This is a genomic window from Stenotrophomonas forensis, assembly GCF_028752115.1.
Lineage (GTDB): Bacteria > Pseudomonadota > Gammaproteobacteria > Xanthomonadales > Xanthomonadaceae > Stenotrophomonas > Stenotrophomonas forensis.
In genome coordinates this window covers 1,915,614-1,938,552 of the sequence record NZ_CP082270.1, presented here as the reverse complement: position 1 = coordinate 1,938,552, position 22,939 = coordinate 1,915,614, and the positions used below count along the sequence as shown (strand labels likewise).

The window sequence follows — 22,939 nt, the reverse complement described above, 5'->3', positions numbered from 1 at the left end:
GTAGCCAATGAGCCTCCATCCGCAACTGCACGCCATCACTGAGCGCGTCATCCGCCGCAGCGCCGCCTCGCGCGCCGCCTACCTGGCCGCGATCGACGCCGCCCTGCGCGATGGCCCCTTCCGCAGCCGCCTGAGCTGCGGCAACCTCGCCCATGGCTTCGCCGCCTGCGGCGGTACTGACAAGAGCCGGCTGCGCGGCGGCGTGACGCCGAACCTCGGCATCATCACCGCCTACAACGACATGCTGTCGGCGCACCAGCCGTTCGAGACCTACCCCGAACAGATCCGGAAGATCGCCCGCGAGCTGGGCGCCACCGCACAGGTGGCTGGCGCGGTGCCGGCAATGTGTGACGGCGTGACCCAGGGCCGTGGCGGCATGGAACTGTCGCTGTTCTCGCGCGATGTGATCGCCCAGGCGACGGCCATCGGCCTCAGCCATGACATGTTCGACACCACCGTCCACCTTGGTGTGTGCGACAAGATCGTGCCGGGCCTGCTGATCGGTGCGCTGGCCTTCGGCCACCTGCCGGCGGTGTTCGTGCCGGCCGGCCCGATGACCCCGGGCATTCCGAACAAGCAGAAGGCCGAAGTGCGCGAGCGCTACGCCGCCGGTGAAGCCACCCGCGAGGAGCTGCTGGAGGCCGAGTCCGCCTCGTACCATGGCGCCGGCACCTGCACCTTCTATGGCACCGCCAATTCCAACCAGGTGTTGCTGGAAGCGATGGGCGTACAGCTGCCGGGTGCGTCGTTCGTCAACCCGGACACCGCCCTGCGCGATGCACTGACCCGCGAAGCCACCGAGCGCGCACTGGACATCACCGCGCTGGGCGACGATTTCCGCCCGCTGGGCCGGATCATCGACGAGCGTGCGATCATCAACGCGGTCATCGCGCTGATGGCCACGGGCGGCTCGACCAACCACACCATCCACTGGATCGCGGTGGCGCGGGCCGCCGGCATCGTGCTGACCTGGGATGATTTCGACGAACTCTCGCAGCTGATTCCGCTGCTGGCCCGTGTGTACCCGAACGGCGAAGCCGACGTGAACCGCTTCGCCGCCGCCGGTGGCCCGGCATTCGTGTTCGGCGAACTGATCAAGGCCGGCCTGATGCACGGCGATCTGGTCAGCGTGGCGCGTGGCGGCATGGCCGACTACGCCCGCGAGCCGCAGCTGCGCGAGGGCAAGCTGGTCTACCTGCCGGGCCTGGAACGCAGTGCCGATGAAGAGGTGGTGCGCAGCGTCGACAACCCGTTCGAAAGCCAGGGTGGCCTGCGCCTGCTGCGCGGCAACCTGGGCAAGTCACTGATCAAGCTGTCGGCGGTGAAGCCGCAGTACCGCAGCATCGAGGCACCGGCGGTGGTGGTCGATGCGCCGCAGGTGCTGAACAAGCTGCACGCCGGCGGTTTGCTGCCCGAGCATTTCGTGGCGGTGGTGCGTTACCAGGGCCCGCGTGCGAACGGCATGCCGGAACTGCATTCGCTGGCGCCGCTGCTGGGCCTGCTGCAGAACCAGGGCCGGCGCGTGGCGCTGGTCACCGACGGCCGCCTGTCCGGCGCCTCGGGCAAGATTCCGGCGGCCATCCACGTGACGCCGGAAGCGGCGCGCGGTGGCCCGCTGGCGAAGGTCCGCGAGGGCGACATGATCCGCCTGGATGGTGAAGCCGGCACGCTGGAAGTGCTGGTGGACGCTGCCGAATGGGCGGCGCGGTCGTTGGCGCCGAACACGGCTCCGGCAGCGCATGACCTGGGCCGCAATCTGTTCGCGATCAACCGTCGCGTGGTGGGCCCGGCCGACCAGGGCGCGATTTCGATTTCGTGCGGGCCGGCAGCGGCGGATGGTGGGCCGTGGGATTACGACGCCGAGTATGAGCTGGGGCACGATGCGGCGGCAGCGGCGGCGCCGCATGAGGCGAAGGACGCCTGAGGGTTGAAGAGCGTTGCGGGTTTGTTGCGGCGGTGAGTTTGCTGGCGGCGGCAGAGGGCAGGCCGTCGCCAGGACACGCCGTGAATACGTCCCTGTAGGCTCGGTCGCGCCATCCATGGCGCGAACGGTCCTGGCGACGGCCTGCCCTCCGCCGCATCACAGTTTCCGGCGCCGATACGCCGCGAAGTGATCACTGAAAATCAAATTCAAACGCAGAAGCAAAGGCAGAAGCAGAGCTATGGGTATCGAACAACATCAGGTGAAGGCGGCGGAGCTGTTGCATGCGGCGGGCATCCTGCCGGTGGTGACGATTCATACGCTGGACCAGGCGCGTGCGGTGAGTGCGGCGCTGCTGGAAGGGGGCTTGCCGGCGATCGAGCTGACCCTGCGTACGCCGGTGGCGATGGAAGCGCTGGCGATGCTCAAGCGCGAGCTGCCCGATGTGGTGGTGGGCGCGGGCACGGTGCTGACCGTGCAGCAGATGCAGCAGTCCATCGATGCGGGTGCGGATTTCCTGGTGACCCCGGGTACGCCGCCGGCACTGGCCGATGCGCTGGCCGCCGCCCCGCTGCCGGTGGTGCCGGGTGCGGCGACGCCGACCGAGCTGCTGTCGCTGTATGCGCGCGGCTTCCGCGTGTGCAAGCTGTTCCCGGCCACGGCCGTGGGCGGGCTGGCGATGATCAAGGGCCTGGCCGGCCCGGTCGCCGATCTCAAGCTGTGCCCGACCGGTGGCATCACCGAGAACACCGCCGCCGAATACCTCGAGCAGAAGAACGTGGTCTGCATCGGTGGTTCGTGGATGGTACCGGGCAACTGGATCGCCGACGGCGAATGGGACAAGGTCCGCGCCAGCGCCGCCGACGCGGCGAAGATCATCAAGCGCGTGCGCGGCCACTGAGCCCGACAAAGGTGTAGAGCCGAGCCCACGCTCGGCTCCGGCATCATCAGGGGTCAGAGCCCTTTCCCACCGGGAAAGGGATCCGACCCCGGGCGACGAGCGCGCACAGCGCGCGACCCGCTCCTGCTCTTCCTTCTTCATTCCGCGGTGGACGCGCACGGAACCTGTCCGTGGCCGGGCGGATGGGTTGTGCAGGGGCGTGAGCCGCATGGATGCGGCGACCGAGCTTACAGGGACGTACTTGCAGCGCCCCCTGCACAGCCCATCCGCCCGGCCCCTCAGAATTCAACCGCACCGCACACCGCGAGGGGCTCAGCCGTTGGCCGAAACCCTCACAACGGCCGTGCCGGATCCACCAGCCCGTACTGGCTCGCCATGCGCGCCAGCGCGATGTTGTCGTGGATTCCCATCTTCTCGAACAACCGCGCCTTGTGCGTGTTCACCGTCTTCGCGCTCAGGCTCAGGCGCCGCGCGATGTCTTCCTGGCGCAGGCCCTGGGTCAGCAGCAGCGCCACTTCCAGCTCGCGCGGCGACAGGCTGTCGAACGGCGAGCCGTTGCCCTCCACCGTCGACAGCGCCAGGTTCTGCGCGATGCTGGTGCCCAGGTAGCGACGACCGGCCGCCACGTCGCGCACCGCACGCAGCAGCTCCTGCGCATCGCAGCCCTTTCCGATGTAGCCGGCGGCACCGGCTTCAAGCAGGCGCTTCGGCAGCGGGCCGTCTTCCAGCACCGACACGATCACCACGCGGGTATTGCGGTGGCTGCGGACAATGCGCTCGGTCACTTCCATGCCACTGACACCCGGCAGGTGCAGATCGCACAGCACCACGTCCGGCAGCAGCTGGCGCACTTCACGCAGCGCGTCTTCGCCGGTCTCGGCTTCGCCCACCACCTCGATGTCGGTTTCCCCCGACAGAATCATCTTCATCCCGGTGCGGACCAGTGCGTGGTCATCCACCAGGTAGACTCGAATCGTCATTCACGTACCTCTTCGAATGCGGCCATTGCAGGTCAAGCTAGGCAGGGTGCCGTAACCCTGCAAGCGCGTTCGTAATGCGGCAATGGCAATCTGCCTTGCGCATCACAGTACCGCGCCTGGTGCTTGCCCCCTGTCTTGCAGAACCTGCTGCAACGAAACAACTGATCTATCACGTAGACGTCCCCGAAGGGTCATCCACGTCAAACCCCCTGTGATGATGCTTCGCTGGCCTTCGCTGGCGGCGAGCCGTGACGTCGCCATGGGTGCCGGCGACTGAACATGACCAGATAGCACCCTACCACCCAAACCAGCGCGGCACACCATCCGGCCAGGATATCGGAGGGGTAATGCACCCCCAGATAGACCCGGGACACGCTGACCAGCAGGCTGAACGCCGGGGCCAGCAGCAGCACCGGCCAGCGCCAGCGGGTGTTCCAGGCCAGCAGTACCAGGGTCACCGCCAGGGTCATCGACCCCATCGCATGGCCACTGGGGAAACTGAACGTCGATTCCGGCGCGATCGATTCCCACAGGCTGGGGCGTTGGCGCTGGAAGAAGTGCTTGCTGCCCATGTTCAGCAGCGCCGAGCCGACGAAGCTGACGCCGACGAAGGTGGCCTCGCGCCAGCGCCGGTAGCCCAGCAGCACGCCGATGATCAGCACATCGGCCGGGATCAGGAACCACTCGTAGCCCAGCCTGGAGATGAGCACGAAGAAGCGGTCCAGCAGCGGCGAATGCAGGCCATGCATCTGCCACAGCAGGGGGGCATCGAAATGGAACGATTCAAATTCGTGCACTTCATCGGCCAGCGCGACGAAACCGGCCAACGGCAGCAGCACGCCACCGAACAGCAGCAGCAGGCGCCAGGCGTTGCGCGCCATCCAGTGGCGGAAACCGGAGGCTGACTCCGGTGCAGCGAGGATCGCAGGCTTATCCGGCGCTTCGGACATAGTTGTGTTCGACGTAATCGTCGATCAGGGCGACGAACTCCTGGGCAATGTTGTCGCCACGCAGGGTCACCTTCTTCTCGCCATCGACGAAGACCGGCGCCGCCGGCGTCTCACCGGTACCCGGCAGGGAGATGCCGATGTTGGCGTGGCGCGACTCACCGGGCCCGTTGACGATGCAGCCCATCACCGCCAGGGTCATGTTCTCCGCCCCCGGGTGGTGGATCTTCCACAGCGGCATCTTCTCGCGCACGTGGTTCTGCACCACCTTGGCCAGTTCCTGGAAGAATTCGGACGTGGTGCGACCGCAGCCCGGGCAGGCCGTGACCAGCGGGGTGAAGGCGCGCTGGCCGGTGGTCTGCAGCAGTTCCTGGGCGACGATCACTTCCTGCGTACGCGACTGGCCCGGTTCCGGGGTCAGCGAAATGCGGATGGTGTCACCGATACCTTCCTGCAGCAGCACGCTCAGCGCCGCCGACGACGCGACGATGCCCTTGCTGCCGATGCCGGCCTCGGTCAGGCCCAGGTGCAGGGCGAAGTCGGAACGCTGGGCCAGGTCGCGGTACACCGCGATCAGCTCCTGCACGCCACTGACCTTGGCCGACAATACGATGCGATCACGCGGCAGGCCGAGCTCAACCGCCTGCTCGGCCGAATCCAGCGCCGAACGGATCAGCGCTTCGCGCAGCACGCGGCCGGCGTCCCAGGGCTGTTCGCGCAGGTTGTTCTCGTCCATCAGCTTCGCCGCCAGGGCCTGGTCCAGCGAGCCCCAGTTGGCGCCGATGCGCACCGGCTTGTTGTAGCGGATCGCAAACTCGATCAGCTGGGCGAACTGCAGGTCCTTCTTCTTGCCGAAGCCGACGTTGCCCGGGTTGATACGGTACTTGGCCAGTGCTTCGGCACAGGCGGGCTCGGCAGTCAGCAGCTGGTGGCCGTTGTAATGGAAGTCACCGATCAGCGGTACGTCGATGCCCATCATCGCCAGCTTGTCGACGATACGCGGAATCGCCGCAGCGGCTTCAACGGTGTTGACGGTCAACCGCACCATTTCCGAACCGGCACGCCACAACTCGGCCACCTGCTTCACGCTGGAGGCCACGTCGGAGGTGTCGGTGTTGGTCATCGACTGCACCACCACCGGCTTGCCTCCGCCTACGGTGACCCCGCCGATCTGCACGGCATGGGTCTGGCGGCGCGGCCAGAAGGTGGCATCGGAGGGCGGAGTCGGGCGGGTGACGGCGTCGTGCATGGGCGCATTCTACCGCCCGCCCCCGCATTCCGGGTGACTCGCATTCAGCCGGCGGCACGGCTGCGGCCTATTGTCGCAGGCACGTCCGCCCGTGAACGCATACGATGGGCGTGAATGACCGGTCCCGACGCCCCGTTTCTCCGTACCCTGTGCAGCCTGCGCTGGCTTGCCGTGGGCGGCCAGGCCGCGACCATCCTGGTGGCCACCTGGGTGCTGGGCCTGCCGTTGCCGCAGCTGCCGTTGTGGGCCGGCGTGGCGGTGCTGGCCCTGTTCAACGTCTACACCCAGTTGCGCCCGGAGGCAGCCGACACCGCGCCGCTGACCGCCTTCGGCCACATCCTGGTGGACGTGATCATCCTGACCTGGATGGTGGGCTGGAGCGGCGGCATGGCCAACCCGTTCAGCTCGCTGTTCCTGATCCTGATCGCACTGGCCGCATTCGCCCTGCCCCTGCGCTGGGCGCTGGCGGTCGCGCTGGCCTGCCTGCTCGGCTACGCCAGCAGCGGCATCTTCGGGCAACCCCTGCCGGACGGCTACTTCCGCGCACAGGACCTCAACCGCTGGGGCGTGGTCGCCAACTTCCTGATCTCCGCCGCGGTGGTGCTGGCGTTCTCGACCCGGCTGGCATTGGCACTGCGCCAGCGCGAGCTGGAGCTGTCGGCGCTGCGCGAGCGCTTCGCACGCAACGAAGGCATCGTCGCCCTGGCCACCCATGCCGCCTCGGTGGCGCATGAACTGAATACCCCGCTGGCGACGATGACCCTGCTCGCCGACGACGTTGCCGAGCGCAGCGAAGAGCCGGAAGTACGCGAGGACATGGAAACCCTGCGCGAGCTGCTGGTGCAGTGCCGTGAGCGGGTGCTGGCACTGGCCGCACCAGCGTCGGCCGACGCGCCGGGCCGCAGTCACTCCAGCGCCCAGCAGGTGCTGGAGCAATGGCGACTGGTGCGGCCGACCATCGACCTGCACCGCAACGACGATGCGCCACTGCGGCTGCCGCTGGACCCGGGCGTGGGCCACCTGCTGATGGTCCTGCTCAACAACGCCGCCGATGCCGGCGAGAAGGCCGGCCGGCCGCGCGTGGACCTGGACCTGCGCATCGAAGGCGACGACCTGATCGGCGAAGTCCGCGACTACGGCCACGGCTTCGATGCCCGCGCCGCCGTGCTGCCGGGCAAGCTGTTCGGCAGCAGCAAGAGCGAGGGCATGGGCGTCGGCCTGGCCCTGTCCCATGCCACCATCGAACGCCTCGACGGCGAGATGTGGATGCGCCCGGCCCAGGGGGCCGGCAGCCGCGTCGGCTTCCGCCTGCCGCTGGCCCCACGCGAGGACACCCCATGAGCCTTCACCACTCCACCCTGGGCCTGCTGGTCGACGACGACGAGCTGTACCTGCGCACCCTGCAGCGCAGCCTGGCCCGCAAGGGGCTTGAAACGCAGACCGCACAGGATGCCGCCAGCGCGCTGGCACTGGCCCGCCAGCATCCGCCAGCGTTCGCGCTGATCGACCTGAAGCTGGGCAGCGATTCGGGCCTGGCCCTGATCCAGCCGCTGCGCGCCCTGCGTGCCGACATGCGGATCCTGCTGGTGACCGGCTACGCCAGCATCGCTACCGCGGTGGAAGCCATCAAGCTCGGTGCCGACGACTACCTGCCCAAGCCGGCGACCGTACCGATGATCCTGCGCGCATTGGGCGAGGAAGACGACGGCCCGGCCGACGATGGCGAAATGGAAGTGCCCGACGCGATGACGCCGATCAGCCGCCTGCAGTGGGAACACATCCAGCAGGCGATGCACGAGACCGGTGGCAATGTCTCGGCAGCCGCGCGCCTGCTCGGCATGCACCGACGCTCGCTGCAGCGCAAGCTGGCCAAGCGGCCGAGCCCGGAACGCGACCCGACCCGTTGACCGCCGCGGGACGTTCCCGGCTCAGGCCTCCGCCAGCGCCGCCGGCACGGCCTGCCCGCTGCTGAATCGTGGCTCCATTGCGCCCGCCCGCGCCGACGCCGTCTCCTGCAGCAGCGGCGACGGCAGCACGCAGGCCGGATGCATGCGCAGGAATCCATAGATCGCGCCGGCCAGCCCGATCATCAGGCCCGGGGTGAAGGCCGCACGGGTCAACCCGCCGACCATGCCCTGGTGCTCCTCGATCGAAGACACGATCTCGATGGCTGCATCATCCCGCGCATAGGGGCAGCCCTCCGGGTCCAGCGCGGCGGCCAGCACCAGCAGCTCGCGGGTCGACACGTCGCCGTGGCACAGGGTATGGCTGAAACCCCATTTGCCGCGTGCATCGGCCACCGCCCGGCGCATGTCGCGCAACTGCGCCGGGTCGCCGGTACGCGCATACAGGTCGGCGGCCGCCAGTCCGATGCCGACGCTGCCATGGCACCAGGTGGGGAAGTTCTTCTGCCCGTCCTGCAGATGGATGTCGCGCCAGTGCCCGGTATGCGGCTCGAACAATGCCGCCTGGAACGCGAAGGCCTCTTCTGCCAGTTGCCGCCAGGCGGCGCGCTCTGCCGCACTGCCCGCCTGCGAACGTGCCAGCCGTGCCAGCGCCCACCCCATGCCCATCGCACCATGGCCAAAGCCACCGATCGGCTCCCGGAACTGCGGCGTCGGCCAGCGCGCACCGTCGGCATCGACGATCGCCGCATCCTGCATCCGTCGTCCCGCTGCAGCCGCCAGATCCAGCCAGCGCGCGCTGCCGGTGGCCTCGGCCAGCGCCAGCAGCGGCAGGATCATGCCGGACACGCCATCAATCAGTTCGAACTTCACCGGCCCCTGGAAACCACGGCGTTCGGCGGCTTCCGCGCAGTGTTCTGCCAGCGCCAGCAGTGCCGGCCGCTGCAACAGATCGTGCAACGCCAGCAGGGTCCAGATCTGCGAACCGGTGCCGACGAATCCACCGTCGATCTCGGCAGGATGGCGCTCGCACATGGTCTGGAACACCGCAATGGCGCCGTCGATGGCCGGTTCCAGGCCGGCCACCGGATCTGCACGCCCCTGCGCCACTTCACGGCGGTAAGCCGCCAGCGCGAAGGCAATGCCACCCAGGCCGAAGTACAGGTCGGGCTGCACTGGTTGAACCGTCCAGCCGCTGCGGGTCACCTCGGGCGTGATCCAGGTCATCGAGCCGTCTTCACCGTGCACGGCCAGCCGAAGCAGGTTCTCCACCGCGCGCGCTGCGAGTGCGCGTCGACGCGCATCCAGTTCGTCGGCGTGCGGCTGCCGTGCCGCGTAGCTGTAGCCGGAGCGGGCCTCTGCACGTGCCAGCGCATGCTGGTTCAGGTCGGTGGCCACCAGCGTGCTGCGGATGGTCACGTCTTCCAGATCGATGCGCATCGCGCGCCAGTTGGCGACGATCGAATGAATGCGTGGCGCATCCAGCAGCGATGCGAAGATCGGAATGTCACCGTAGCGCAGGTCATCCACCTCGCCGCGCACGGTGTCCAGGTCCGAAGGTGCAGCCGGCGATACCGTCGCGTTCCGTACCAGCAGGTCGACGGCACGTTCGACTGCCTGGGATTCGTTGTGCAGGGACGCCGGATGCCAGAGCATCCGCCCCAGCTCGGCATAGGCCATGGTCGGCCGCCGCACGTCCCGCACCTGGCACCCTTCGAACCCCGCCAGCAACGGCATCAGCTCGCCCTTCGCATCCAGCGCGCGCAGGCGCCCACTGGCATCGACGAAACCCTCGCTGATGTGGTCCCAGTACAACGAGACATCCGGCTGCGGGCTCGGATGGTTCTGTGCGATGGCAACCTCCGCCTCGACCAGGCCCAGCCGCGCCGGCGCGGTCCCGTCTTCGATGATCACCGGCACCTGCACCCGTGGCTGCTCGCCCGGCAGCGCGCCGGCCGCGGACAGGTCCACGCCTTCCATGCCGAGGCCGGTGGTGCGGAACGGCACGATACCGGTGCGCAGCACGGAATTGCGCATCAGTTTGACGGCGGTGTCGTAGGCATCGCCCAAGCCTGAGGGTTCGACGTCGATGACGCGCGAAAACACACTTTCGGCGTCGACCACCACCGGCACCGGCCCGACTGCAATCAGGTTCTCAAGATGGATGTCGGTACCCCCGACCAGGCGCAGGATCGCCAGCCAGTGACCGAGGCCGCGGTAATAGGCACGCAGCTCTTCGTCACCGGAACAGTAGCGGTGCTCCGCGAATGCGGCCCAGCCGTGGCTGCCACGATCAACCACGCGGGGCACGCGTACCCGGTCCGCGCCTTCGCCGAAGACTGCGGCAAGCAGGCCATCGAGCGTGGCATCGATGCGCAGCGAGCGCGGCTTGTACATCAGCGTGCCACCGTCGAACTGCAGCCGCGCCACTGTGCGGCCGCCGCCATGCAGGTCACCCCGCCCCAGCGAGACGGCACGCAACGCTCCTGCCGGCCGGTCGAGCAGCTCCGTCAGCAGCGCGCGATCACTGCCGATGCGCGCGGCCAGCTCCACCACGGCCGCGCATTGCCCTTCGAGCATGCGCGACAGCCGCGGCAACAGCACCGGGTAGCGTCGCTGCAGATGCTGCTGGAAGCCCTCGCTGGTGGCGAGGGCCATGAATTCGTCCAGCGCACCGGCGCTGTCAAGTGGGCCGATGTCACCGCCGCGCGCGGCGGCATGCAGTTCAAGCAGCAGCACGCGATTGAGCTTGAGCTGGGCATGCTCACGAAGCGCGGCATCGCCTTGCCCGTGCAGCAGCGCGCGTTCGTCCGGCCGCAGGTCGAGAGCGGGGTCATGCAGGCCAGCGGCCAACGCGGCGCGCGCATCGGCAAGAAAATGTTCGGTGATGCGCGCAAACACGGCCGCAGCCGGAGAAGCGGTCATTACGCCCCCTGCAAAGTGTCCAGAGTCTGTTCCAGTGGCCGGCACGCAGCGCAAGCCGCTGCGTGCCGGCTCGGGCTACATCAACAGCACAGGCAGTGATTGACCACCGACATCGTGGTGGTGCACTCGGTACCACCACCGGTGATCAGGGTGTCGGAGGCCGACGTGAGCGCGGACTCGGTGGCCGCAGCGCCATAGATGAACAGCGAACCGGCGGGGTTGGCACACCCATCCACATCGTCCGAGCCGTTGAGCCAGCCGGACACAACATCGTCATTCAGATCCATTCGCAATCTCCTGTCATTCACAACATGAGGCGTTGAGAACGTGGATCGATTCCACGTTCCTTCGGATACGGCCAGTCCCTGGCATCAACTTCATGCTGCGAGCGATACTGGATGACAGGTACTGCCGCCCGTGCACACTGCATCGGCATTCGATGCGGCGTCAAGCTGCGCTGCGGCAGGCACGCGGATGCACGGCACGCGCAACACGGAAGGGCGCGTGCATGGCCGGGATGTGAGATGCGGGGATGGCCGGCCGGTGGCCGGCGCCTCCAGGGACAGGCTCAGCGCTTCAGCTGCGCAAGAATCTCGCGGGTCATCGGATCGGCGATCGCCACGTCCTCACCCTGCAACGCCGGCAGCAGGCCACTGGCCAGCTGCTTGCCCAGCTCGACACCGAACTGGTCGAAGGCATTGATGTTCCAGATCACCGATTGCACGTACACGGCGTGCTCGTACATCGAGATCAGCGCGCCCAATGCCTGCGGGGTGAGTGCATCAAGCAGGATCAGCGTGCTCGGGCGACCGCCCGGGTAATCGCGGTGCGGGTCGTCGCTGCCCTGGCCATTGGCCAGCGCCTCGGTCTGTGCCAGCAGGTTGGCCAGCAGGGCCTGATGATTGATCGTGTAGGGATCATCGTTGTGCACGCAGCCGATGAAATCGGCCGGCACGATGCTGGTGCCCTGGTGCAGCGCCTGGAAGAAGCTGTGCTGCACATCGGTGCCCGCCCCGCCCCACCACACCGGCACGGTGTCGGTGGTGACCGGCTGGCCATCACGCTGCACGCGCTTGCCCAGGCTCTCCATCACCAGCTGCTGCAGGTAGGCCGGCAGCAGCGCCAGGCGCTGGTCGTAGGTCATCACCGCATGCGTGGCACAGCCCAGCAGGTTGCGGTTCCAGATGTCGGTCAGGCCGTGCAGCACCGGCAGGTTGCGCTCCAGCGGCGCGTCCAGCGCATGCGCATCCATCTGCGCCGCGCCTTCCAGCAGCTGCTCGAAACGCTCGAAGCCGATCGCCAGCGCGATCGGGAAACCGACCGCCGACCACAGCGAATAACGGCCCCCCACCCAGTCCCACATCGGCAGTACGCGATCGGCAGCGATCGCGAACGCCTTGGCGGCACGTTCCGGATTGGCGCTGACCGCATACAGGCGCTCGCTGCCACCGAGCCAGTCGTGCAGGATCTGGCCGTTGAGCAGGGTTTCCTGGGTACCGAAGGTCTTGGAGATCAGGATGCCGGCGGTCTTTGCCGGATCCAGCGTGGCCAGCGTGCGCTGCATCGCGGCGCCGTCCACGTTCGACACGAAATGCACGCGCAGGCGCGCGCCACTGACCGGGCGCAGCGCATCGGCCACCAGGCGCGGGCCGAGATCGGAACCGCCGATGCCGACGCTGACCACGTCGGTCACGCCGCTGTCTTCCAGCGCGCGCACCAGCACGCCCATGCGCTGGCGGATTCCGCGCGCAGTGGCATAGGCCTCGGCCGCCACCGGCGCATCGACCACATCGCCACGCAGTGCGGTATGCAGCGCAGCGCGGCCTTCGGTCAGGTTGACCTGCTCGCCGCGGAACAGGCGATTGATGGCACCGCCGACATCACGGCCGGCGGCCAGTGCCAGCAACGCCTGCAGCGCGGCGGCATCGTATTTCTGCCGGGCGAAGTTGACGTACAACGGACCGACCCGCAGCGCCAGGTCCTGTACGCGGCCGGGTTCGGCGGCGAGCAGGCCGGGAATGCTTGCGCCCTTCAGGCGCTGGGCGTGGGAATGCAGCGAGTCGAATCCGTTGTTCGTTGTCATGCGGCCTGGGTCGGGATCGTGTCGTTGGTGTGGGTGATCTGGTTGCTGCCATCAACGTACACCAGCTTCGGCTTGAAGCTGTCGGCTTCCTGCTCGGTCATGCTGGCGAACGCGGCGATGATGATGATGTCACCGACCTGCACGTGGCGCGCGGCGCCACCGTTGAGCGAGACAACGCCGCTGCCGGCTTCGGCGCGGATGGCATAGGTCGAGAAGCGCGCACCGTTGGTCACGTCCCAGATATGCACCTGCTCGAACTCGCGGATGCCGGTGGCAGCCAGCAGGTTGTCGTCGATGGCGATCGAGCCTTCGTAGTTCAGCTCGGAATGGGTGACGGTGGCGCGGTGGATCTTGGTCTTGAGCAGGGACAGGTGCATGGGGGCGCTGCAACGGCAAAGGAAAGAGCGGATTCTAGCACCCGCTTGAGCGTCGTCAGGGGCCTGCGGCAGGACGCTGAAGGCCGTTCAGGCGTCCTCGCCCGGCGGGGCTGCCGGGATCGCACTGGCGGTGCCGCCCATGGACAGGCGGAACACGGTGTGGAAGGCCAGCCCGGCGACCCCGCCGAAGCCCCCTGCAGCCAGCACCAGCAGGCCATAGCCAACCACATCGAAGGTGTCGACGTAACGCAGGCGCTGCAGCAGCGGACCGCTGTCCTCACCCGGCCAGGTACAGATGGCCATGACCAGCGCCGCCAGCCCGAAGCCGACCCACACGAAGCGGCCCCGGCGCAGGCGACACTGAGACTGCTGGAACAGCGCCATCGGCAACAGCACGGCAATGGCACCGCAGGCGGCCAGCACGAACATCAGTCCGCCGCCGTTGAGCGCCGGTAGCGGTGTGCGCCTGAATTCGAGTGCGAACAACAGTCCGCCCACCAGCTGGGCCGGCAGCATGCCCGCAGCCAGCACCGCCAGGATCGAGGCTTGGGCAAGGCGGCCGGTATCAGTGGCAGGAATCTTCATGTGCTGTCTCCCGTCCGTGGGAAGGTGGGAGGCGCCCGTTGCGGGCGCCCCGGAGCCGCATGCGGCTCAGAATTCCAGGTTGTCGATCAGCCGGGTACTGCCCAGGCGCGCGGCAATCAGCGCCACGCGGCCACCGCCGTCGAAAGTCGGCTCGGCCAGCTCCGGGGTGCGCAGCACCGCGTAGTCGACCTGGAAACCGGCCGCCTGCAGCGCGGCCGTCGCATCGGCCTCGATCTGCGCGCGCGACTGGCCAGCCACATAGCCTTCGCGCATGCCCAGCAGGGTGCGGTGAAGGGCGGTCGCGACCGGACGCTGTTCGGCGCTCAGGTACTGGTTGCGCGAACTCTTGGCCAGGCCATCCTCGTCGCGCACGATCTCCGCCCCCACGATCTGGATCGGGAACGACAACTCGGCCACCATCTGCCTGATCACGGCCAGCTGCTGGTAGTCCTTGCGGCCGAACACCGCCACGTCCGGCTGCACCTGCAGGAACAGGCGCGCCACCACCGTGCACACGCCATCGAAGTGGCCCGGGCGGCTGGCACCCTCCAGTACTTCGCTCACGCCCGGGGCATGCATCTGCGTGGTCTTGTCCACGCCCAGCGGGTACATCGCCTCCACGCTGGGCAGCCACACGGCATCGCAGCCGACCTGCTCCAGCCCGGCCACATCGGCCTCGGGCGTGCGCGGGTAGCGGCTGAAGTCTTCATTGGGTCCGAACTGGGTCGGATTGACGAAGATGCTCGCCACCACCTTGTCGGCGTACTGGCGCGCCAGGGTCACCAGCGAATGATGGCCGCCATGCAGGTTGCCCATGGTCGGCACCAATGCCACGCGCAGGCCTTCGCGCTTCCACTGGCCGATCTGCTCGCGCAGTGCGCCGAGCTCGTTGAAGGTCTGGATCATTGGGCGTAGGCGTGCTGTTCGTCAGGGAAGCTGCCGTCGCGCACGGCGTCGGCATAGGCGCGGGTGGCACCGGCCACCGAACCGCCTTCGGCAAGGAAATCCTTGACGAACTTCGGGCGGCGATGACCGCTGTCCAGGCCGAGGAAATCATGCAGCACCAGCACCTGGCCATCGCACTGCGGGCCGGCGCCGATGCCGATGGTCGGCACGTCCACCGCCGCCGTGACTTCGGCAGCGACCGGAGTCGGCACGCATTCGAGCACCATGATGCTGGCACCTGCGGCGGCCACGGCCCTGGCATCTTCCACCAGCTGGCGCGCGGCATCGCCACGGCCCTGGATCTTGAAGCCACCCAGGCGCAGCACCGACTGCGGGGTCAGGCCCAGATGCGCGCAGACCGGGATCTCGCGCTCGACCAGATAGCGGATGATGTCGACCTTGAAGCCGGCACCTTCGATCTTGACCATCTCGGCACCGGCCTGCAGCAGCTGCAGCGAGGCATCCAGCGCGCGTTCGGGGGTGGCATCGGCGCCAAACGGCAGGTCGGCCACCAGCAGCGCACGCTGCAGTACGCGGGCCACGGCGCGGGTGTGGTAGACCATGTCGGCCACGGTCACCGGCAGGGTCGAATCATGGCCCTGCACGACCATGCCCAGCGAGTCGCCGATCAGGATCAGGTCAACGCCGTTTGCGTCGAAAGTGCGGGCAAAGCCGGCGTCGTAGGCGGTCAACATGACCAGCTTCTGGCCATTGCGCTTGGCCTCGGCCAGGGCGGGAACGGTCCAGGGCTTGCTGTCTGCGTGGGTGCTCATGTGCTGATAACCGGGGGAGATAACCCGGGCATTATCACTCTATCGGCGCGATCCCGCAGGCATCCACCCGCATCACTGCATCCCGCACGCGTCCATGGCCGGGAATGGCCAGATCCGGTGCGATTTCGGCCAGTGGCACCAATACGAAGGCACGCTCGTGCAGGTACGGGTGCGGCACCTGCAGCCCGGGCTGGTCGAGTTCCTGCGCGCCGTACAGCAGCAGGTCCAGATCCAGCGCGCGCGGACCCCAGTGCACCGCCGGATCACGCACGCGGCCGAAGCGCTGCTCCAGTGCCAGCATCGCCTGCAGCAGCTCATCGGCTGGCAGCGCGGTATCGACCGCGGCCACCGCATTGACGAACGGCGGCTGGTCCTGGTTGCCCCAGGCCGGCGTGGCATACAGGCGCGAGGCCTGCCGCAGGCGGGTCCCGGGCAGCCCGTCCAGCGCGGCAATCGCCGCGCCGACGGTCTCGGCCGCGTCGCCGAGGTTGGCGCCGAGGCCGATCCAGGCAAGGGTCATCGCTTACTCGCCCGCCGCACCGGCCGGGGCACCCGGGCGACGACGACGGCGGCGACGCTTGCGCGGTGCTCCGCTTTCGTCATCTCCCTCTTCGCTGTGCATCGCATCCAACGACGACTCCAGTTCGCGCCCGGACTGCGCCTGCGCCTCGCGCCAGAACTCGACATCGGCGGCGTGCTCGGCCGAAGCCACCTGGCGCAGGCTGAGGAAATCGAACGCAGCACGGAAGCGCGGATGGGTCAGGGTGCGGAACACGCGCTTGCGCTGGCGCGAGCCGAAACGCGACTGCAGCAGCCAGATCTCCTGCATCGGCAGCGAGAAGCGGCGCGGCAGCGCGATGGTGCTCAGCTGCTGCACGGTCACACGGTCGGCGGCACGCCGCTGTGCCTCTTCCGGTGCCACGCCCTGCTTGAGCAGGGTCGCCTGCGCGCGGCAGTAGGCCGGCCACAGCAGCAGCGCGAACAGGAACGCCGGCGAGACCGGCTCGTCATTGGCAACGCGCGCATCGGTGTTGGCCAGGCCCTCGACCAGCATGCGGCGCAGCGCGCCGGTGCGGTTGGACTTGAGCGCCTTGGCACTTTCCGGGAACAGCACATCCAGCAGGCCGTAGCGCTCCAGGCCTTCGAAGCTGGCCACGCCATGCCCGGACAGGAACAGCTTGAGCACTTCCTCGAACAGGCGCGCTGGCGCGGCTTCGTTGAGCAGGCCAGCCAGATGCGGAATCGGCGCGGCGGTGCCCTCTTCGATCTGGAAACCGAGCTTGGCCGCCAGGCGCACCGCACGCAGCATGCGTACCGGGTCTTCGCGGTAGCGCTGCTCGGGGTCGCCGATCAGTTTCATCAAGCGCGCCTGCACGTCTTCGAAGCCGCCGGTGTAGTCACGCACCGAGAAGTCCTCGATGGCGTAGTACAGCGCGTTGCAGGTGAAGTCACGGCGGACGGCATCGTCTTCGATGGAGCCGTACACGTTGTCGCGCACGAGCATGCCGTTTTCCATCTCGCGGTCGCCGCTGCCGTCGTCGCTGTTGGCACGGAAGGTGGCCACTTCGATGATCTCGCGGCCGAATACCACGTGGGCCAGGCGGAAGCGGCGGCCGATCAGGCGGCAGTTGCGGAACAACTGCTTGACCTGTTCGGGCGTGGCGTCGGTGGCCACGTCGAAATCCTTGGGTTGGCCATTGACCAGCAGGTCACGCACCGCGCCGCCGACAAGGTAGGCGCCGAAGCCGGCATCGCGCAGGCGATAAAGCACGCGCAGGGCGTTCGGGCTGATGTCCTTGCGGGAGATCGTGTGCTGGTCGCGCGGGATGACGCGCAGGCTGAACGGTGATGTAGCAGAGGAAATGATGTTGGCGCTTCCGGTTGAAGTTTCGGGATTGCCCAATGGCATCGAGGTGCATATACTAGCGCTCCTGCCTCGGCAGCGACACAGTTACGCTCCCTTCGTCTAGTGGTTAGGACGTGGCCCTCTCAAGGCTAAAACAGGGGTTCGAGTCCCCTAGGGAGCGCCAGTCGCCGCAGCAGGAACCGAAAAAGCCCGCCTCGCGCGGGCTTTTCTGTTTTCCGGGATTGCCGATGGTTGCGGTCGGGTTGGTCGCGTTGGCGCCTCCCTGTTCCTGCGCGGGAGGGGGCGGGCCACCCTTTTCTGGACACGCAAAAGCCCATCCATGGTGCTCGATGGCGCCATCCATGGCGCCAACGGTCCAGAAAAGGGTGGCCCGCCCCCTCCTGACAGTTTCCCGCGACCGCGGCAGTAAGCACTCTTCGTCTCCCGCCGCATGTTCCATCCCGACGCGCCAACCTGCATCCGCCACCCGTGATGTGTCGAGAGGTGGCAGGCCAGCCGCTCCAGGACCGTTGGCGCCATGGATGGCGCCATCGAGCCCCCAGGGATGGGTTTACGGCGTGTCCTGGATCGGCTGGCCTGCAGCCTCCCCACGGAGAAAGGAGGCGCTGAAACACAGGCTGGCCGTCAGCCTTCCATCTGCTCCAGCTCCTTGCCCTTGGTCTCGCGCACATGGCGGACGACGAAGAAGATCGAGAGGATCGCTGCGACCGTATAGATGCCGTAGGCCCCGGCCAGGCCGATGCCGGCCAGCAGCATCGGGAAGGTCACGGTGATCGCGAAGTTCGAGGTCCACTGTGCCGCGCCGGCCACTGCCAGTGCCGGGCCGCGGATCTGGTTCGGGAACATCTCGCCCAGCATCACCCACATCACCGGGCCCCAGGACATGTTGAAGAACACCACGTAGACGTTGGCCGCGACCAACGCGAGCCGGCCCATACCGTCGGACAGCTGCAGGCGGCCCTCGGCCAGGCTGCCACTGGCAAAGGCCACCACCATCAGCACCAGCGCCACCGACATACCGACTGAACCGACCCACAGCAGCGGCTTGCGGCCGATGCGGTCGATCAGCAGCACGGTCAGCAGGCAGGCCCCGATGCTCAGTGCACCCGACAGCACGTTGATCAGCAGCGCATCGCTTTCCGAGAAGCCGACCGCCTGCCACAGCACCGCGCCGTAGTAGAACACCACGTTGATGCCGACCAGCTGCTGGAACATGGCCAGGCCGATGCCGACCCAGAGGATCGGGCGCAGCCGGCCGGTGGCCTTGTCGCGCAGATCACCAAAGCGCGGCTTGTGCTGGTCGTGCGCCAGGCTGGCTTCGATCTCGGCCTGCTTGGCCGCCGCCGCGCCGTCGCCGTACAGCCGGGCCAGCACCGCCCTCGCCTGCGCCTGCCGCCCCTTCAGCACCAGGAAGCGCGGGCTCTCCGGAATCACCAGCAACAGCAGCAGGAACAGCCCGGACGGCAGCGCCTGCATCCAGAACATCCAGCGCCAGGCCTCGTGGCCCAGCCACAGGGGCTCGGTTGACGCGCCGGCTGCGCGGGCCAGCAGGTAGTTGCTGAGGAAGGCGGCGAACAGCCCGCAGATGATCGCCATCTGCTGCACCGTGGCCAGGCGGCCACGATAGCGCGCCGAGGCCACTTCGGCGATGTAGGCCGGTGACATCACGCTGGCCGCGCCTACGGCGAAGCCGCCGAGCACGCGCGCGGCGATGAACAGCCAGGACGCATGGGCGGCGCCGGCGCCCAGCGCCGAGACCAGGAACATCAGCGCCGAGACGATCAGTACGCCGCGGCGCCCCAGGCGATCCCCCAGCCAGCCGGCCAGGAAGGCGCCGATCGCGCAGCCCAGCAGCATCGAAGCAACTTCGAAACCCAGTGCCGCTTCGCTGGAGTTGAAGGCCTGGCGCAGGCCATCGACCGTGCCATTGATGACACCACTGTCAAAACCGAACAGGAATCCACCGAGGGTGGCCACGCAACTGATCAGGACGATGAACGCGGTGTTCTCACCGCCGTGCGGGGCGGTGCCGGTCTGGGCTTGGGACATGGACGATCCTGCTGGAAAGGGAATTCGGCCACCGCTGCGGCCGATGGCCCGCAGCGTCGCACAGGCTCGGCCGTGCCGCCAATGGCCGCAGTGGTCGCGCCTGCCAGACGCCCGTTTTCCGTCCCGCGCCGACACCGGGGGCCAACCTGTTCTAGAATTGTCAGGTTCAGGAATCGATCCACCCCCAGCCCATGCCCTTTGTCGTCACCGAAAACTGCATCAAGTGCAAACACACCGATTGCGTGGAAGTGTGCCCCGTGGATTGCTTCCACGAAGGCCCGAACTTCCTGGTGATCGACCCGGATGAGTGCATCGACTGCACCCTCTGCGAGCCGGAGTGCCCGGTCAACGCGATCTTCCCGGAGGACGACGTCCCCGCCGGGCAGGAAGGCTTCGTCGCCCTCAATGCCGAACTGGCAAAGGAATGGCCGGTGCTGACCGTGCGCAAGGATCCGCCCGCCGACGCCGGCGAATGGGACGGCAAGCCGGACAAGCTGAAGCTGCTGGAGCGCTGAGAAGCGCCCACTGCGGCAACGGAAAAGGGCGCCGAGGGCGCCCTTTTCTGTTCTTCGGCAGATGCCAACCGCGTGATCCGGTAGGTGCCAACCTTGGTTGGCACAGAAGCGCCGACCAAGGTCGGCCCCTACCCGGGCACGTGCGGACCTGGGCCCGCACCCACCCGACCGGCTCTTACTGGGCCAGCTTCGCCTTCAGTGCGGCAATCAGCTTGACCGGCGCTTCGGCAGTGGCCGGCAGGCCACGCGGGTCGACCGCGGAGATGTAGGCGCCGGCATCGACAGCGACCACGCGGACCAGGAAGTTGCTGCCTTCGTAGGCCACGTCGTACGAGCCCAGCAGCTGCGCGCGGCTGGCGATGGTCACGCCCGCCACGCCTTCCAGCGCGCTACCGACCTTGGCGAAGGCTTCATCCTTGCCGCCGGCGATGGTGAAACCGGTGTTGCCCACGGCCGGGGCCGCAGCCACCGGCGCCGCCGGCTTGGTCGCCGAAGCAAGCGTCGGCACCTTGTTGTCGGAGGTGGCGTTGGGCAGGTTCAGGTCCGGCGGCACTTCCAGCGGACGCATTTCCGGGGCCAGGGCGTAGTCGCCCTTGACGCCACGCTTGAAGCAACCGGTGGTGCCGGCCGCGACAGCTACAGCAAGCAGGGCGTAGGACAGCACGCGGACGGTGGAAACGGATTGACGCATGTGAATCTCCTGGGTCAGACCAAGACGGAAGGTCAGTGGCTGGAAAGGGCTTCGAGGGCGGCGATGTCGCCGGCAAGATGGTCGGCAGCCGCATGATGCGCCGCCGACAGCGGCAGCAGCGGCAGGCGCAGGTCGTGGCCGATGCCGATGCGGCGCAGCAGCGCCTTGACCGGAATCGGGTTCGGCTCGACACCGCAGAAGTCGTGGAATGGCTGCAGGCGCGCATCCCACGACCCGGTGGCTTCGTGGTCATGGGCGGCGGCCAGCTCGCACATGCGGCGGTAGGCGCCGGGCAGCACGTTGGAACCGACCGAGACCAGGCCGTCGATACCGGCCTGGATCGAGCGCGCGGCAGTGCCGTCATCGCCACTGAGCACCGCGAACTGCGGGCTGCGCAGCGCCAGCAGCGCCTGCACCCGGCCGGTGTCGCCCACCGCTTCCTTGATGCCGACGATGTTGGGATGGCGGGCCAGTTCGGCCACGGTCTCCGGCTGCATGTCGCAACCGGTGCGGCCGGGCACGTTGTACAGCACCACCGGCAACCCGCCCTGGTCGGCAACCGCGCGGTAGTGCGCGATCAGGCCGGCCTGGGTCGGCCGCACGTACGGCGGGGTAACCACCAGCGCATGGCTGGCACCCAGCGCAGCGGCGCGGCGGGTCTGTTCGATGGTTTTGGCCGTACCCGACAGGCCGGTACCGGCCATGACCGGGATGCGGCCGCCGATGCGCTCGACCGCGCTGGCCAGCAGCAGGTCGTACTCGGCATCGGTGAGGGTCGCCGCTTCGCCGGTCGAGCCGGCTACGACAACGCCATGGACGCCACCTTCCAGTTGCAGGTGCAGCAGGCGCTGCCAACCGTCGGGATCGAGGGCGCCGTCGGCCCGGAACGGGGTCGCCAGCGCGGTGATGAGGCCGGAAAGGGACAAGGACGTGCTGCTCTTGGCTGGGAAGGGAAAACGCCCGCCACGAAAGGCCGGGGGCGACCTGAATGTTACTTGCGGCGCGAAAGCACGGGCAAGTATGCTGGACACCGGTGGATCCCCGCCTCTGGCGGGCATTCAGACTAACGCATGCATTACCCGGAATCGCCTTGACCGACACCACCCCGCGCCCCGCGCCGAGCGAAAACCACCTCCTGATCAACGCCTATACGACGCATCCGGAGTCTCCCCTGCTGTCCGTCACCCGCCGCATCGCCGACAGCGGCTGCAACCTGGTGGACGCGCGCCTGGCCACGGTCGGCCGCGATGTCTCGGTCACCGCCCTGGCCACCGGCTCCTGGGACTCGGTGGCCAAGCTGGAAGCGATGCTGACCCGGCTGGAGCGCGAGGAAGGCCTGAAGCTGGTCTGGTACCGCACCGCTGCCAAGCAGGCGCAGTCCAACCTGCTGCCGTACATCGTCGAAGTGATCGCCGCCGACAAGCCGGGCATCCTGTTCCAGCTGGCCGATTTCTTCGACCGCCAGGGCATCACCATCGAGAACCTGCAGAGCACGCGCTACCGCGCCATGCAGACCGGTGCGGAAATGTTCAGTGCGCAGGTCACCATCGGCGTGCCGGCCAACATGCACATCGCCGCGCTGCGCGACGATTTCCTTGAATTCTGCGACCACCTGAACCTGGACGCGATCATGGACCCGATGAAGTTCTGAATGAATTCCTGATTTTTCGCGCGTCCCTCACGGGCGCGTGGCGTTTCATGCAATTGTCGTAGAAAGAACCCAGGCTCGACAGAAGGACCTCATGAACAACGGCGACACCCTGGACAGCACCATCCTCTCCCTGCCGCTGGCCCTGTCCGGTGGCGACCAGGCCACCCTCGGCGATTACGCCGGCCACTGGCTGGTGCTGTACTTCTATCCCAAGGACAGCACCCCCGGCTGCACCACCGAAGGCATCGACTTCAACGCGCTGCTGCCGAAGTTCCGCAAGGCCGGTGCGGTCGTGCTCGGTGTCTCCCGCGATTCGGTGAAGTCGCACGACAACTTCTGCGCCAAGCAGGGCTTCAACTTCCCGCTGGTCAGTGATGGCGACGAAGCGCTGTGCAGCGCCTTCGACGTGATCAAGATGAAGAACATGTACGGCAAGCAGGTACGTGGCATCGAGCGCAGCACCTTCCTGATTTCCCCCGACAGCCGCATCGTGCAGTCCTGGCGCAAGGTCAAGGTTGCCGGCCATGCCGATGCCGTTCTCGCCGAACTGAAGGCCTCCCAGTCCAAGTGAGTCCC

The 22,939-nt window shown here is 67.6% G+C and carries 22 protein-coding genes and 1 tRNA gene; 8 read left to right on the top strand and 15 right to left on the bottom strand.

Translation table 11 applies throughout. From position 1 onward, the window contains the following. Positions 1–7: 7 nt before the first annotated feature. Entirely contained in the window at positions 8–1,924 is a 1,917-nt protein-coding gene (gene edd, locus K5L94_RS09250) for a phosphogluconate dehydratase (RefSeq protein WP_053449386.1), read from the top strand. A gap of 238 nt (positions 1,925–2,162) precedes the next feature. After that, a complete protein-coding gene (eda, locus tag K5L94_RS09245; RefSeq protein WP_053449385.1) occupies positions 2,163–2,822 on the top strand; it encodes a bifunctional 4-hydroxy-2-oxoglutarate aldolase/2-dehydro-3-deoxy-phosphogluconate aldolase in 660 nt (219 codons plus the stop codon). Positions 2,823–3,154: 332 nt separating this feature from the next. On the opposite strand, the gene K5L94_RS09240 is transcribed toward eda, so the two are convergent. The 3 genes from K5L94_RS09240 to ispG all read right to left on the bottom strand — a co-directional run bounded on the left by K5L94_RS09240 (position 3,155) and on the right by ispG (position 5,998). Further along, positions 3,155–3,802, bottom strand: coding sequence for a response regulator (locus K5L94_RS09240; protein WP_006432784.1), 648 nt, complete (start codon positions 3,800–3,802; stop codon positions 3,155–3,157). Between the two features lie 200 nt (positions 3,803–4,002). Beyond that, on the bottom strand, positions 4,003–4,752 hold the full coding sequence (locus tag K5L94_RS09235) for a phosphatase PAP2 family protein (protein WP_053449384.1): 750 nt from the start codon (positions 4,750–4,752) through the stop codon (positions 4,003–4,005). Further along, the gene (gene ispG / locus K5L94_RS09230; protein WP_274512482.1) at positions 4,733–5,998 is read right to left on the bottom strand and encodes a flavodoxin-dependent (E)-4-hydroxy-3-methylbut-2-enyl-diphosphate synthase; all 1,266 of its coding nucleotides are present in this window, start codon (positions 5,996–5,998) and stop codon (positions 4,733–4,735) included. The genes K5L94_RS09235 and ispG overlap by 20 nt, the downstream gene beginning before the upstream one ends. Before the next feature lie 114 nt (positions 5,999–6,112). On the opposite strand from ispG, the gene K5L94_RS09225 reads away from it, so the two are divergent. Beyond that, positions 6,113–7,339: an ATP-binding protein gene (locus tag K5L94_RS09225; RefSeq protein ID WP_053449382.1), complete on the top strand. Its 1,227-nt coding sequence runs from the start codon at positions 6,113–6,115 to the stop codon at positions 7,337–7,339. Further along, a complete protein-coding gene (locus K5L94_RS09220) occupies positions 7,336–7,905 on the top strand; it encodes a response regulator transcription factor (RefSeq protein ID WP_008265983.1) in 570 nt (189 codons plus the stop codon). The genes K5L94_RS09225 and K5L94_RS09220 overlap by 4 nt, the downstream gene beginning before the upstream one ends. Positions 7,906–7,926: 21 nt before the next feature. Here K5L94_RS09220 and K5L94_RS09215 read toward each other — a convergent pair whose 3' ends face one another. The 9 genes from K5L94_RS09215 to pcnB form a co-directional block, all read right to left on the bottom strand. Further along, a complete protein-coding gene (locus K5L94_RS09215; protein WP_274512481.1) occupies positions 7,927–10,827 on the bottom strand; it encodes a type 2 lanthipeptide synthetase LanM family protein in 2,901 nt (966 codons plus the stop codon). Positions 10,828–10,907: 80 nt separating this feature from the next. Then, on the bottom strand, positions 10,908–11,114 hold the full coding sequence (locus tag K5L94_RS09210) for a DUF6229 family protein (protein WP_049423517.1): 207 nt from the start codon (positions 11,112–11,114) through the stop codon (positions 10,908–10,910). Between the two features lie 281 nt (positions 11,115–11,395). Then, positions 11,396–12,910, bottom strand: a complete 1,515-nt coding sequence (pgi, locus tag K5L94_RS09205) for a glucose-6-phosphate isomerase (RefSeq protein ID WP_274512480.1) — start codon at positions 12,908–12,910, stop codon at positions 11,396–11,398. Next, positions 12,907–13,287, bottom strand: coding sequence for an aspartate 1-decarboxylase (panD, locus tag K5L94_RS09200; protein ID WP_008268179.1), 381 nt, complete (start codon positions 13,285–13,287; stop codon positions 12,907–12,909). Before panD ends, pgi begins: the two co-directional genes overlap by 4 nt. An 87-nt stretch (positions 13,288–13,374) precedes the next feature. Beyond that, positions 13,375–13,872 carry a hypothetical protein gene (locus tag K5L94_RS09195; protein WP_053449378.1) on the bottom strand — a complete coding sequence of 166 codons (498 nt, stop codon included), beginning with the start codon at positions 13,870–13,872 and terminating at the stop codon, positions 13,375–13,377. A gap of 66 nt (positions 13,873–13,938) precedes the next feature. Beyond that, entirely contained in the window at positions 13,939–14,778 is an 840-nt protein-coding gene (panC, locus tag K5L94_RS09190; protein ID WP_053449377.1) for a pantoate--beta-alanine ligase, read from the bottom strand. Then, the gene (panB, locus tag K5L94_RS09185) at positions 14,775–15,590 is read right to left on the bottom strand and encodes a 3-methyl-2-oxobutanoate hydroxymethyltransferase (protein ID WP_004153072.1); all 816 of its coding nucleotides are present in this window, start codon (positions 15,588–15,590) and stop codon (positions 14,775–14,777) included. Before panB ends, panC begins: the two co-directional genes overlap by 4 nt. Before the next feature lie 34 nt (positions 15,591–15,624). After that, on the bottom strand, positions 15,625–16,110 hold the full coding sequence (folK, locus tag K5L94_RS09180) for a 2-amino-4-hydroxy-6-hydroxymethyldihydropteridine diphosphokinase (RefSeq protein WP_274512479.1): 486 nt from the start codon (positions 16,108–16,110) through the stop codon (positions 15,625–15,627). Between the two features lie 3 nt (positions 16,111–16,113). Further along, complete coding sequence (gene pcnB / locus K5L94_RS09175; RefSeq protein WP_049457499.1) at positions 16,114–17,493, bottom strand: polynucleotide adenylyltransferase PcnB; 1,380 nt, start codon at positions 17,491–17,493, stop codon at positions 16,114–16,116. Between the two features lie 52 nt (positions 17,494–17,545). Here pcnB and K5L94_RS09170 point away from each other — a divergent pair. After that, positions 17,546–17,620 (top strand) — tRNA-Glu (locus K5L94_RS09170). 461 nt (positions 17,621–18,081) lie between these two features. On the opposite strand, the gene K5L94_RS09165 is transcribed toward K5L94_RS09170, so the two are convergent. Beyond that, the gene (locus K5L94_RS09165; protein WP_053449375.1) at positions 18,082–19,506 is read right to left on the bottom strand and encodes a sugar porter family MFS transporter; all 1,425 of its coding nucleotides are present in this window, start codon (positions 19,504–19,506) and stop codon (positions 18,082–18,084) included. A gap of 191 nt (positions 19,507–19,697) precedes the next feature. On the opposite strand from K5L94_RS09165, the gene fdxA reads away from it, so the two are divergent. Then, positions 19,698–20,021 (top strand): ferredoxin FdxA, encoded by a 324-nt coding sequence (gene fdxA / locus K5L94_RS09160; protein ID WP_005409054.1) that lies wholly within the window; start codon positions 19,698–19,700, stop codon positions 20,019–20,021. 175 nt (positions 20,022–20,196) lie between these two features. Here fdxA and K5L94_RS09155 read toward each other — a convergent pair whose 3' ends face one another. Both K5L94_RS09155 and dapA read right to left on the bottom strand, forming a co-directional pair. Beyond that, complete coding sequence (locus K5L94_RS09155; protein ID WP_008267845.1) at positions 20,197–20,712, bottom strand: hypothetical protein; 516 nt, start codon at positions 20,710–20,712, stop codon at positions 20,197–20,199. 32 nt (positions 20,713–20,744) lie between these two features. Then, positions 20,745–21,638 (bottom strand): 4-hydroxy-tetrahydrodipicolinate synthase, encoded by an 894-nt coding sequence (gene dapA, locus K5L94_RS09150; protein WP_180879757.1) that lies wholly within the window; start codon positions 21,636–21,638, stop codon positions 20,745–20,747. A 164-nt stretch (positions 21,639–21,802) separates the two neighbouring features. Here dapA and K5L94_RS09145 point away from each other — a divergent pair, with 164 nt between their 5' ends. Both K5L94_RS09145 and K5L94_RS09140 read left to right on the top strand, forming a co-directional pair. Beyond that, positions 21,803–22,363, top strand: coding sequence for a glycine cleavage system transcriptional repressor (locus K5L94_RS09145; RefSeq protein ID WP_005409051.1), 561 nt, complete (start codon positions 21,803–21,805; stop codon positions 22,361–22,363). 91 nt (positions 22,364–22,454) lie between these two features. After that, the gene (locus tag K5L94_RS09140) at positions 22,455–22,934 is read left to right on the top strand and encodes a peroxiredoxin (RefSeq protein WP_274512478.1); all 480 of its coding nucleotides are present in this window, start codon (positions 22,455–22,457) and stop codon (positions 22,932–22,934) included. Positions 22,935–22,939 lie beyond the last annotated feature (5 nt).